Genomic DNA, 12515 nt, shown 5'->3' with positions numbered 1-12515 from the left:
ACGAGGCGGTCAGTCGAAGTCGAGGGCGTGCAGCATCGTCCCGTGGCGCTTCAGCCAGCGCTTGGCTTCCTCGACGCGCGGGCACAGCCTTTCACAGAGGCTCCAGAAGGCGGGCCCGTGGTTCATCTCGCGCAAGTGCGCCACCTCGTGAGCGGCAAGATAGTCTAGCACAAACGGCGGGGCCATGACGATGCGCCAGGAAAAGCTGAGCGCGCCATCGGCGGAACAGGACCCCCAGCGGCTGCGCGTGTCCCGCAGCGTCAGCGAACGGACTTTACGGCCGACGATCGGCGCATGGACCGCGACCCGCGCCTCAAGGTCCTTCCGCGCCTCCTTCTTGAGGAAATCGCAAATGCGCCTCGGCACGTGCTCGCTCGAGCCGCTGACGCGCAGGACCGGCTCGCCGTCGACGATCACGGCCTCCGTCAGGCCGCGCAATTTGCCGGTCTCGTCGATGCGATGGGCGACGCCGCGGATGAAGATGTGATGGCCGTCCGATAGCGCACTGCGCGTCGAAAACCGTGCAAGCTTGGTCATCAGCCAGGCCTGATGCCGATCGAGAAAATCCCGGATCTCCCGTTCGGGCAGGCCGGTCGGAACCGTCAACTTCAGTGCCCGGCCGCCCGGCTCGATCCGCAGCGTCAGCCGCGTCGCCTGAGCGTTGTGGCGGATCGTCAACGGCAGGCTCCTGCCATTCACCTCGACCTGCCTGGTCTCCGGTGGAGGCGGCGTCCTGGGGGCACGGCGGGACTTCAGAAGCGAGGAAAACATTGCGTCCTTATTAGCCGATTCGCGTTGCCTTTGAACCACGCAAAACCGGCGCCGCAGGGGCGCCGGCAATCACGTCGGCTAGTCACATCGCCGTCAGGCGTTCGGCGCGACCGACACCGAGCCGCCATTGCCGGAGCGGCGCTCGCGCATGAAGCGGTCGAACTCCTCCTTGTCCTTCGCCTTGCGCAGCTCGTGCACATAGGCGTCGAATTCCGCGCGCATCTCGTCGAGTTTGCGGCGCTCCTCTTCGAGCCGCTTCAGTTCGGCATCCCGCCATTCGTCAAAGGCGACGTTGCCAGTTCCGAAGCCATGGCCGCGAAACCCGCGGCGATGCCCGCGGCAGGAGGCGAAAAAGCCATCCGCTGCCTCGTTGGCCTCCTTCTTGAAGCTTTTCAGCCGCTCGCCGAAGATGATGTAGGCGAGCATGGCCAGGCCCAGGGGCCAGAAGACCATAAAGCCCAGCACCATCAGCGCGACGGTCGCAGGCGTCCAGTCGGGACGCAGCAGTGCAGACTGGTTCATTTGCAATCTTCCTCACATTCGCCCGACCGCCACCGCGGCGCCCGGTGATTTCGATGTGGTAAGGTTAGGATCGCCCTTCAAGACGCCGTCCGGTGGAATCGGACAAGCGCCTGAAAGCTCCGCGCAAAATCGATATGGAGCTATTTCCCGCCTGCGGACTTGCCGCCTTTGACCACGCGCGGGACGATCTTCTCTCCGCGACCGTTGGCGGCGACGAAGGAGAGGATGCGCGGGGCGATCTCGCGACGGAAGCGCGAGCCGTTGAAGACGCCGTAGTGCCCGACATCCGGCTGCATATAGTGCATGCGCATGTTTTCGGGGATGTTGGTGCAGATCGTCTGCGCGGCCTTGGTCTGGCCGACGCCGGATATATCGTCGTTCTCACCCTCCACGGTCAGCAGCGCCACGTTGCGGATCGCCGTCGTGTCGATGCGCCGGCCGCGGTGCATCATCTCCCCCTTCGGGAGGGCATGCTTCATGAACACCGTCTCGACCGTCTGCAGATAAAACTCCGCGGTCATGTCCATCACCGCCAGGTACTCGTCGTAGAAGTCGCGGTGTTTTTCTGCCGCGTCGCCGTCGTTCTTGACGAGATGCTCGAAGAACTCCTTATGGGCAATCAAATGTCGGTCGAGGTTCATCGACATGAAGCCGGAAAGCTGCAGGAAGCCGGGATAGACCAGGCGCATGAAACCGGGTTGAGGCCATGGCACCGGCATGATCACGTTGTCCTGGAACCAGTCGATCGGACGTTCCTCGGCAAGGCGGTTCACCGCCGTCGGGTTGACGCGGGTATCGATTGGACCGCCCATCAGCGTCATGGACGACGGCGAGAGCGGATCGCCCTCCTCCTCCATGCGCGCGACGGCGGCCAGCACCGGCACGGACGGCTGGCAGACCGCCACTACGTGCGTGTCCGGTCCCAGCTCGTGCAGCATCTGGATGATGTAGTCGATGAAATCGTCAAGATCGAAGGCGCCATCCGACAACGGCACCATCCGCGCATCCACCCAGTCGGTGACATAGATTTCCGCGTCGGGCAGCAGCGTTTCGACCGTGCCGCGCAGGAGCGTGGCGTAGTGGCCCGACATCGGCGCCACCAGCAGGATCCTCGGATCGCGCCGGTGCCCGGCCGGCAGGCAGCGTTCGAAATGGACGAGATTGCAGAACGGACGCTGCCAGACGATCTTCTCGTGCACGGAGACGGTCTGGCCGTCGATCACGGTTTCATCGAGACCAAATGCAGGCTTGCCGTAGCGTCGGGTTGCTCGCTCCAGAACCTCCAGCCCTGCCGCCATCGATCGACCGAAGTAGGTGTGCGAGACGGGATTGAGCGGATTGCTGTAGGCAAGCCGCATCTGATCGGCGACGGCGCGCCAGGGCGCCATCATGGCGTGATTCAGTTCGTAGAGCTGGTAGTACATTCGAAGCAATCATCCCGTCGTGAACTTTTGGAAGCCGCCGTTCCGTTCGGGCGCGCACTGCGCTCGGTGCATGCTGCTGATCCGCGATTATCAACACACTATCACGTTTTCGCTGCGGTGCAACAGAACGGGCTCCGGCCCGATCGGGAGCAAAAACCGCCAGCGAACGATCGTTAGCCCGTCCAGCCGCCGTCGATCACATAGGCCTGGCCGGTGGTATAGGTTGCGCCGGAAAGATAGACGGCGAGATCGGCGATCTCCTCCGGCGCGCCGATCCGTCCCATCGGCTGGCGCGCGATAAAGGCCGCACGCGCCGCCTCGTAGTCGCCGCTGGCCCGCATGCGCTCCTGCAGCGACGGACTTTCCACAGTTCCGGGACAGATCGCGTTGCAGCGGATGTTTTGCCCGACATAGTCGGCGGCTATCGACTTGGTCAGGCCGATCACGGCGGCCTTGGTCACCGAATAGGCAAAGCGGTTCGGCACGCCCTTCACGCTGCTTGCGACGGACGACATGTTGACGATCGCGCCGCCGCCCCGCGCCAGCATGCCCGGCAGCACGGCGCGAACGGTGCGCAGCATGGAACGGACATTGAGGTCCCAGGCAAATGCCAGTTCCTCGTCCTTCACGTCGAGCACGGTCCCGCCATGGACGACGCCGGCGCAGTTGAAGAGAATGTCGACGGCGCCGATCTCGGCGACGGCACCCCTGACCGCGGCCTCGTCGCGGACATCGAGAAGGCGGGTGGAGATACCCTCGACGGCGAGCGTCTGCAGGGCCTCGCCGTTGATATCCGTTGCGATCACATTTGCGCCGGCACGCTTGTAGGCAAGTGCCGACGCCCGCCCGATCCCCTGCCCCGCGGCTGTGACCAGCGCCGTTTTGCCCACCAGGTAGTCGCTCATGTTCCTCTCCTCGCATCCGCATTCGTTCGCGTTGGCCCGATCGGCTGCCATCAGCCAAACCCTCAGCGGCTGCTGCGGCGGCGCAACTGGTCGAAATAGACGATCACGATGATCAGCAGGCCGGTGATGATGCGCTGCCAAAACGAATTGACGTTCAGCAGGTTTGCACCGTTGTTGATCGTCGCCAGGATAAAGGCGCCGATCAGCGGGCCATGGACCGAGCCGACCGCGCCGAAGAGGCTGGTTCCACCGATGACCGACGAAGCGATCGCCTGCAACTCCCAGCCCTCCGCCTGCGTCGCATTGCCGATGCCGATGCGCGAGGCGAGCAAGACACCGACGAAGGCCGCGCAGGTCGCCGACAGGATATAGGCCATGTAGATCGTGCGGTTGACGTTGACGCCCGAAAGGCGCGCCGCCTCGCTGTTCGAGCCGACGGCGAACAGATAGCGGCCCCAGCGGCTCAGATGCAGGAACACGTAGGCCGGTAGCGCGATCATGATCACCATCCAGAACAGGCTCGGAATGCCGAGAAAATCGGCCCGGGCAAAATTGGTGAACGTCTCGTTGGTGATCGAGATCGTCGAGCCGTTGGTGATCAGCAGGCCGATGCCGCGCAGCGATGTCAGGGTTGCGAGTGTGATGATAAACGGCGGAAGCCCCATGCGGACGATACCGAAGCCATGGAAGGTGCCTATGGCGACCCCCAGGAGAAGCGTGGCCGCGATGGCGATCCAGAGCGGCACGCCCGCCTGCAGAAGCCAGGCGAGGATGACGCTGGAAAAGCCGACGATCGCGCCGACCGACAGGTCGATGCCGGCCGTGATGATGACGAAGGTCTGGCCGACCGCGAGGATGGCCGTCATCGCGCCTTGCCGCAACAGGTTGGAGATGTTGAGCGGCGTCCAGAAGCTCGCGGTGACGATGCCGAGCCCGATCCACAGAAGCAGCAGCAGGCCGATGAGCGTCAGGCTGAAGAGGATGTTCATCCCGCGCCGCGGTGCGACGGCTGCGGCGTCCGTTGAAGTGATGGTCATGCTTGCTTCTCCCTCTTCACTCTCGCGTTCGCCTAGACGCCAATCGCTTCGCCGAGCACTTCTTCGTGGGTCGCATCATGGAAATCGTGGCTGCCGACGAGCCTGCCGCCACGGAACACGTGCAGTCGGTCCGCCAGTTCGTAGACTTCCGGCAGATAGGAGGAGATCAGGATGATGCCGGCGCCCTCCTTCAGGAGCTTGGCGAAGAGCCGGTAGATCTCCGCCTTCGTGCCGACGTCCACGCCGACGGTCGGCTCATCGAAGATGAAGAGCCGTGCGCCGTGGCTGAGCCACTTGCCGATGACGATCTTCTGCTGGTTGCCGCCCGACATCGCCGAGGCGAGCACGCGGCGGCTTGGGGTCTTGATGCTGAGGTCACGGATCTGCTTGTCGGCATTCGCCGCCTCATCGGCGCGGCCGATCACCGGGCCGTGGCTCAGTTTTCTGAAGACCGGAAGGTTGATGTTGAGACCGATCGGCAGGTTGAGGCACAGCCCCTGGTCGCGGCGACTTTCCGGGGCGAGGGCGATGCCCAGTTCCATTGCCGCCCGTTCGTTCCTGATCTCGACCTTGCGGCCCATCCAGCGGATCTCGCCGGCGAAGATCGGATGGCGCCCGTAGAGTCCGAGCGCAAATTCGCTGCGGCCGGCGCCGATCAGGCCGTAGAGGCCGACGATCTCGCCCGCCCGCACGGACAGCGAAATGTCTTCGAAGCCCGGCCCGGAGAGGCCGCGCGTCTCCAGGATCGGTTCGCCGAGCGGGATCTCCTCCTTGTGGTAGATCTGCTCGATCGATCGGTTGATCATCAGCGCGATCAGTTCGTTCTCATTCGTGTCGCCGATATTCCGCGTGCCAACGTGCGTGCCGTCCCGCAGAACCGAGACGCGGTCGGCCAATTCAAACACCTCCTCCAGGCGATGACTGATATAGACGATCGTCACGCCCTCGCCCTGCAGGCGCCGGATCAGCTTGAAGAGCTGGGCGGACTCCTGGCGCGTCAGATAGGCGGTCGGCTCGTCAAAGATGAGGAACTGCGTGCCGCGCATGGCCGCCCGCGCCGTGGCGACGAGTTGCTGCTGGCCAATCGTCAACGAACTGAGGGGCACATCCGCGGGCAGGCCGAAGCCCAGATCGTCAAGAACGGCCTGGGCCATCGTCTCCATCTGCTTCGTCCGCATCAGGCCGTTTCGGTTCACCTCGTCGCCAAGAAACAGATTGGCTGCCACGGTCAGGTGCGGACAGAGGACCACTTCCTGATGCACCGCATTGATGCCGCGGGCGATCGCTTCGTTGGGCGTGGCGAGCGTAACCGGGTGACCGCACCACAGGATTTCGCCGGCGGTGCGGGTGATGACGCCGGTCAGAAGCTTGATGAGGGTCGACTTGCCCGCGCCGTTCTCGCCGACGATCGCGTGGATTTCGCCGGCGAGAAACGTCATCGTCGCCGGCTTCAGCGCCTGCACGTAGCCATAGTTCTTCTGCAAGCCCTTCAATTCAAGGATCGGAGTGCCCGCGGCAACGCGGCTTGCTTCTGTCAACAGCGCGTCATCGTGGCGATGCGCGAGCTCTTCCAACCGACTCATGGACGTCTCCTCCCGTCATGTCCGGTGCGACTCCTGGCCGTCGACGACGTTCAAGGGGCGCAGTTCGATGCCAGCCGCGCCGGCGCTCCTGCGCCGACGCGACTGTCAAGCGCCTACTTGATCTTGGGATTGATCAGCGCGTCGATTTTCGGCTCGTTCATATTGGCCTTCGTCACCAGGTTCGCACCGGTGTCGACATTTTCCGGCACCGTCTCCCCTTTTGAGACGGCAAGCGCCGTCTTTATGCCATCATAGCCCATGCGGTAGGGGTCCTGCACGACGAGGCCGGCCAGCGAGCCGTCCTTCAGGAAGCCGACCGTCTTGTCGTCGCTGTCAAAGGCAATGACCTTGATCTTGTTGCCGAGGTTGTTTTCCGCAATCGCCTGGCCGACGCCCTGCCCGAGGATCAGGTTCGATGCGAAGACGCCGACGAGGTTCGGATTGGCGGTAATCAGGTCGGTCATCATGTTGAGACCGGTCGTCGCCTGGCCGTCACCGTATTTGTCGGCGATCACCTTGAGGCCGGGATACTTCGTCTTGACCTGGTCGAGGAAGCCCTCGCGGCGCTGCTCGAGCGAGCCGACGCCGGGGAGATTGGTGAGGATCACGACATCGCCTTCTTCCTTGCCGGTCATTTCCTTGATCGCGGCTGCCAGACCATCCGCGGCGATCCGTCCGCCCTGCACGTTGTCGGTCGTCAGGAACGACTTGAAGGCCTTGGAGTCTGCGGCCGAGTCGATGCCGATGATCGGCACGGACTTCGCCGCTTCGTCGATCGGCTTGCCGAGCGCCTTGAATTCGGTCGGAGCGATCACGATCGCGGCCGGCTTGCCGGCAACGGCATTCTCGAGAATGCTGATCTGGCCGTTGATGTCGGCTTCCGACTGCGCGCCCAGTTCCGGCACGTTCACGCCGAGGTCCTTGCCTGCGGCGCGGGCGCCGGCGAGCACGATCTGCCAGTAGAACGAGGTCGTGTCCTTCACGATGATCGGGATGGTGACGTCCTGCGCGAAGGATGCGGCCGGCGACATCGCCGCCAGGACGGCGGCGCCGGCAAGCGCGGTAAAGGCGCGGCGGGACAAAAGCGATTTGGCGATGCGCATTTGGACGTTCTCCTCTCTCGGTGCGTTCTCTCCTCCAGAAACCGACCGCTGAACGCATGGCTGGCGGTTTTTATCTATAAAAAACATTTATTTATTGACGCAAGCCGCGTCGACTGCGGGCAGCGTGTCATCGCAAATGAAACATCGGTTCCGCAATGTTGTCAACGCAGAACATACATTCTATTCATCGGGCATCCACGCCCGGCAGTCAGGCTCCGAAGACCTCGTTCGGGAGCACGACGCCCTTCTTGAAAATAATGTTACCATAAAGCCGCAATTCAGTGGTGGCGACGATACAGGCCGCATTCCTGGCCATCTCGTAGAAGGCAAAGCGCTCGACCGAACGGACGACGAAGTCGCCCGTAAGCCGGCTGACAATCTCCTGGAACTCGGCGCAGACCGGCGGCACGGCGGACGGATCACCAACAACCTGCATCCGCCAGGCTGCGTCCGGCACGAAGGTGTCGAGCGGCATGTGCGTCAACACCGCCTCGGTCATGCTGGTCGCATCGACGCCATCGGCGCGAATAACCCTGGGACCCATGGCGTGGGCCGGAAAATTCGCGTCGGCAATGACGATGTCGTCGCCGTGACCCATCGTCCGCAACGCGTGCAGCAGGTCGGGTCCGAGAAGGGGGTGAATGCCTTTCAACATGCGCCAGAGTCCTTTGGTGATCTTGCTACTGACGAACGGCCTCGGTTCCGAGCGGGGGAGCCACCAGGCTATAGGTGGATGCCTCTGCATAGAACGCGTCCGGCACGGGCGTCCCCAGCAGTTCGGCATTGCGGCGCAGGCTGGACGGCTTGGCCGTGCCGATCAGGACGGAGGCGACCGCCGGATGACGACGTGGAAACTGCACTGCGGCGGCGGCAAGCGGCACGCCGTTCGCGCTGGCCAGTTCTGCCAGCGCGCGCACCCGCGCCAGCACGTCGTTCGATGCCGGCATGTAGTCGAAATGCGCCCCCTCAACCGCCCCGATCGCCAGGATGCCGGAGTTGAAGACGCCGCCCGCGACGATAGAGGTGTTGCGCTCAAGGCAGAGCGGCAACAGTTCTTCAACGGCCGTCCGGTCCAGCAAGGTGTAGCGGCCAGCCAGCAAAATGCAGTCGATCGAGGCGTGCTTCATTACGTCGAGACAGATCGGGACCTCGTTGACGCCCAGACCGTAGGCCTTGATCGTGCCGGACGACTTCAGTTCCTCCAGCGCCTTCAGCCCGGAGTCCATCAGCGCCTTGAAATGGAAGGCGTTGCGCTCCGCCCCGTGCGTGTAGGCGCCGATATCATGCACATACAGAATGTCGATCCGGTTCAGCCCGAGCCGGGCATAGCTCAGTTCCAGCGAACGCATGACGCCATCGTAGCTGTAATCGTAGCGCACGTCGAACGGCAGCGGGTCGACGTAACCGTAGTTCGGAACCCTGTCGTCTGCGACCGGAAACAGGATACGTCCGACCTTGGTGGACAGAACCCATTCCCGCTTTGGCTGGTCGCGCAGGAAATCGCCAAGCGCGCGTTCGGCGCGGCCGAAACCGTACCAGGGTGCGGTATCAAAATACCGGATTCCCTCGTCCCAGGCCGCTTGCAGTGTTTCCATCGCCAGATCGCGCGGGCAGGCGCGGTAGAGGCCGCCCAGCGCGGCCGTGCCGAAGCTGTACTCCGTGACGGAAAGACCGGTCGTGCCAATGGTCCTTGCCTGCATTGCGCCTCCCGTTGCGCCCGGCACAGGCTGCGTGCAGCCTACCTTGGACTCAGCCCCTGCTCCTCCCAGCTTTTGTCTTTTATCTACAATAGACAGTTCGAGGTCAATGGGTTATGTGCTCGGACGGCAGCGGCGAGCGGGAACATGCCCTCCCCGCCGCATCCGACTGGACAAGGCGCCTCCCGCTGCGGAAGGGAAGCGCAACGACACTCATTCGACGGGAAGGCCATGGCCAAGCAGAACACCGTGTTCAAGGATGCCTTCAATCGTTGCCTCGGTCTCATCGAGCAGACCGACCGCCTGCCATCCGAACCGGAACTCGGAAGCCAGCTCGGCGTCAGTCGCACCACCGTCCGCGCGATCCTGGCTCGCCTGCAGGAGATCGGACTGATCGAGTGGTCAAAGCGCCGCAAGGTCGTGCTCCGCACGCCTGCGCCATCGGACCGCTTCCCGACGGAGGAGACCGATTCGCTTTCCGACATCATCGAGCGCAGCTTCATGCGGCGGATCCTCGCCGGCGGCGCCGAGCCGGGGATGCAAATCAACGAACTGGAGCTTGCCCGCGAAATCGGCACCGGCACGACGAGCGTACGCGAATTCCTGATCCGGTTCAGCCGGTTCGGCCTGATCGAGAAGCGGCCGAACAGCCATTGGGTGCTGAAGGGATTTACACCCGAGTTCGCGCTGGAACTGACCGAGGTGCGAGAGATGTTCGAACTGCGTTCCGCCGCTGCCTTCGCAAACCTGCCGTCCGAGCATCCGGCCTGGGCGGAACTGGAGGCGATCGCCACGCTCCACCGCGAAATCCTTGCCGACGTGGAAAACCGCTATCGTGAGTTCTCCGAGCTCGACGAAAAATTTCACCTTCTCGTGCACAAAGCTTCGAAGAACCGCTTCATCGTCGATTTCTACGACATTATCGCGATCGTCTTCCACTACCACTACCAGTGGAACAAGACCAATGCCCGCCAGCGCAACGCACGCGCGCTGGAGGAACATCTCGCCTATATAGAGGCGTTGCAGTCGCACGACCCCGCGCGCATCGAGGCAGCCTGCCGGCGGCACTTGAAGTCGGCGCGGGAGACCTTGCTGCAGTCGATCAACTGATCGGACCTGCCGTTACCTTCGCGGCGGCTTCAGTAGCCGCCGCCCTTCGTTTGCGTCCCGGCCAGGCCGAGAAAGTCCCGCCGCAACCCATCCATCGCCTTCACCAGACAATTGACATCGGTACCGATCGCCATGAAATCGGCACCCATGGCCCGGTATTCGTGCGCCTGTTCCAGCACAACAGTCATGATGCCGCGCGCCTTGCCATGCTTGTGAATGCGCGCGAAAGCGTCGCGGATCGCCTCTGTCACCGGCGGAGCCGCCGGTTGGCCGAGGTAGCCCATGTCGGCGGCGAGATCGGAGGGCCCGATAAAGATGCCGTCGACCCCTTCGATCGCGGCGATCTCGTCGAGCGCAGCCAATCCGGCCCGGCTCTCGATCTGCACGATCAGGCAGATCTCGTCATTTGCCGTGGTCAGATACTCAGGCGTGCGGTTGAAGTCGCTGGCGCGTCCGAGGCCGGCACCGACGCCGCGGATGCCGGCCGGCGGATAGCGCACGGCACGCACCAGCGCGCGCGCCTGCTCGGCCGTCTCCACCATCGGAATCAAGAACGTCTGCGCGCCCTGGTCGAGCAACTGCTTCAACAGCCACGCCTCGCCCATCGGCGGGCGGACGATCGGATGACTGACGGTGCCGCGCAGGGCACCGATCTGCGCCCCGAGCAGCGGCATGTCGTTCGGACCGTGCTCGCCGTCCAAGAGCAGCCAGTCGTAGCCGCTGCCGGAGGCGATCTCCGCAGCATAGGCACTGCCGAGCGCGACCCAGAGGCCGAGCTGAAACCGGCCCTCCCGAAGGGCGGCCTTGAACGTGTTCTTGGGGGCGGGCATGGCGCAATTCCTCGGTGCGACGACTGACGGTTCACCGGCCGGTGCGGCCCGGCCGGTGCTGGTCACGATGTTCAGGCAATGCCGCCAAGGCAGACATACTTGATCTCGGTGAATTCCTCGATGCCGTATTTCGAACCCTCACGGCCAAGCCCCGACAGCTTGACGCCGCCGAACGGCGCCTCGGCCGTCGAGATCAGGCCGGTGTTGACGCCGACCATGCCGTATTCCAGCGCCTCGGCAACGCGGAAGACGCGGGCGAGATCCTTGGCATAGAAGTAGGAGGCGAGGCCGAATTCGGTGTCGTTGGCCTGTGCGATCACGTCCGCCTCGTCCTTGAACCGGAAGAGCGGCGCCACCGGACCAAAGGTCTCCTCGCGGGCGACCGCCATGTCCGGCGTGACGTCGGCAATGACGGTCGCTTCGTAGAAGGTGCCGCCGAGCGCATGGCGCTTGCCGCCCTGGACGATCCGGCCGCCCTTGGAAACCGCATCGGAAACATGTTCCTCGACCTTGGAAAGCGCTGCCTCGTCGATCAGCGGCCCTAGGATCACACCCTCGTCGAAACCGTTGCCGGTCTTCAACTTGCCGACGGCCGCGGCCAGCTTCTCGGCAAACGCCTGGTAGATTCCGTCCTGCGCGTAGATGCGGTTGGCACAGACGCAGGTCTGGCCGTTGTTGCGGAACTTTGCGATCAGCGCCCCCTCCACGGCCGCATCGAGATCGGCGTCGTCGAAGACGATGAAGGGCGCATTGCCGCCAAGCTCGAGACCGAGCTTCTTGATGGTCGGGGCGCTCTGCCGGTAGAGTTCGGCGCCGATCTCGGTCGAGCCGGTGAAGGTGAGCTTGCGCACCGTCGGGTTGGCCGTCATCTCGGCGCCGATCGCCGCCGCCGAGCCGGTGATGACGCTGAACAGGCCGGCGGGCAGGCCGGCGCGCTCGGCGAGCAGCGCAATGGCGATCGCCGAGAACGGCGTCTGCGACGCCGGCTTCAACACCATGGCACAACCGGCGGCAAAGGCCGGGCCGGCCTTGCGCGTGATCATCGCGTTCGGGAAGTTCCATGGCGTGATCGCCGCGACGACACCGATCGGCTGCTTCATCACCAGGATGCGCTTGTCCTTCTGGTGCCCCGGCATGATGTCGCCATAGACCCGTCGCGCCTCCTCGGCGAACCACTCGACGAAGCTGGCGCCATAGGCGATCTCGCCCTTGGCTTCGGCCAGCGGCTTGCCCTGCTCCATCGTCAGGATCCGGCCGAGGTCGTCCTGGTTCGCCATCATCAGTTCGAACCACTTGCGCAGGATCGCCGCGCGCTCCTTGGCGGTGCGGGCCGCCCATTCCTTCTGGGCCTTTTCGGCCGCCGCGATCGCCTCCCTGGTCTCGGCGGCACCGAGCTTCGGCACGTAGCCGACGAGCTCGCCGGTTGCCGGGTTCTTCACGGCGATCGCCGATTTCGGGTCGGCGTCGATCCAACGGGTCCCGACCAGCGCCGCCTGGCGCAGAAGGGTGGGGTCTGTCAGGCTCATGAAGGGT

General features: G+C 63.9%; 12 protein-coding genes. 1 reads left to right on the top strand and 11 read right to left on the bottom strand.

Annotated elements, in window-relative coordinates:
• Positions 1-9 precede the first annotated feature (9 nt).
• From JNC62_RS15300 to JNC62_RS15260, 9 genes are all read right to left on the bottom strand, one after another.
• On the bottom strand, positions 10-771 hold the full coding sequence (locus tag JNC62_RS15300) for a M48 family metallopeptidase (RefSeq protein WP_374839877.1): 762 nt from the start codon (positions 769-771) through the stop codon (positions 10-12).
• A 93-nt stretch (positions 772-864) separates the two neighbouring features.
• Complete coding sequence (locus JNC62_RS15295; protein WP_374839876.1) at positions 865-1293, bottom strand: DUF2852 domain-containing protein; 429 nt, start codon at positions 1291-1293, stop codon at positions 865-867.
• 140 nt (positions 1294-1433) lie between these two features.
• Positions 1434-2717 carry a polyhydroxyalkanoate depolymerase gene (locus tag JNC62_RS15290; protein ID WP_374839875.1) on the bottom strand — a complete coding sequence of 428 codons (1284 nt, stop codon included), beginning with the start codon at positions 2715-2717 and terminating at the stop codon, positions 1434-1436.
• A 173-nt stretch (positions 2718-2890) separates the two neighbouring features.
• Positions 2891-3622: an SDR family oxidoreductase gene (locus JNC62_RS15285; protein WP_374839874.1), complete on the bottom strand. Its 732-nt coding sequence runs from the start codon at positions 3620-3622 to the stop codon at positions 2891-2893.
• A gap of 62 nt (positions 3623-3684) precedes the next feature.
• The gene (locus JNC62_RS15280) at positions 3685-4659 is read right to left on the bottom strand and encodes an ABC transporter permease (protein ID WP_374839873.1); all 975 of its coding nucleotides are present in this window, start codon (positions 4657-4659) and stop codon (positions 3685-3687) included.
• A gap of 32 nt (positions 4660-4691) precedes the next feature.
• Positions 4692-6242, bottom strand: a complete 1551-nt coding sequence (locus tag JNC62_RS15275; protein WP_374839872.1) for a sugar ABC transporter ATP-binding protein — start codon at positions 6240-6242, stop codon at positions 4692-4694.
• Between the two features lie 113 nt (positions 6243-6355).
• Positions 6356-7345, bottom strand: coding sequence for an ABC transporter substrate-binding protein (locus JNC62_RS15270; RefSeq protein WP_374839871.1), 990 nt, complete (start codon positions 7343-7345; stop codon positions 6356-6358).
• A gap of 208 nt (positions 7346-7553) precedes the next feature.
• Positions 7554-8000, bottom strand: coding sequence for an RbsD/FucU family protein (locus JNC62_RS15265; RefSeq protein WP_374839870.1), 447 nt, complete (start codon positions 7998-8000; stop codon positions 7554-7556).
• Between the two features lie 25 nt (positions 8001-8025).
• Complete coding sequence (locus JNC62_RS15260) at positions 8026-9045, bottom strand: aldo/keto reductase (RefSeq protein WP_374839869.1); 1020 nt, start codon at positions 9043-9045, stop codon at positions 8026-8028.
• Between the two features lie 228 nt (positions 9046-9273).
• Between JNC62_RS15260 and JNC62_RS15255 the strand changes: the two genes are divergently transcribed.
• Positions 9274-10152 (top strand): GntR family transcriptional regulator, encoded by an 879-nt coding sequence (locus JNC62_RS15255; protein WP_374839868.1) that lies wholly within the window; start codon positions 9274-9276, stop codon positions 10150-10152.
• Between the two features lie 29 nt (positions 10153-10181).
• Here the strand turns inward: JNC62_RS15255 and JNC62_RS15250 are convergent, their stop codons facing one another.
• Both JNC62_RS15250 and gabD read right to left on the bottom strand, forming a co-directional pair.
• Complete coding sequence (locus JNC62_RS15250) at positions 10182-10982, bottom strand: HpcH/HpaI aldolase family protein (protein ID WP_374839867.1); 801 nt, start codon at positions 10980-10982, stop codon at positions 10182-10184.
• Between the two features lie 71 nt (positions 10983-11053).
• Positions 11054-12508, bottom strand: coding sequence for an NADP-dependent succinate-semialdehyde dehydrogenase (gabD, locus tag JNC62_RS15245; RefSeq protein WP_374839866.1), 1455 nt, complete (start codon positions 12506-12508; stop codon positions 11054-11056).
• Positions 12509-12515 lie beyond the last annotated feature (7 nt).

The organism is Mycoplana ramosa (assembly GCF_041930185.1).
GTDB classification, from domain to species: Bacteria; Pseudomonadota; Alphaproteobacteria; order Rhizobiales; family Rhizobiaceae; genus Mycoplana; species Mycoplana ramosa.
This window is presented reverse-complemented; position numbering and strand designations above follow the sequence as displayed.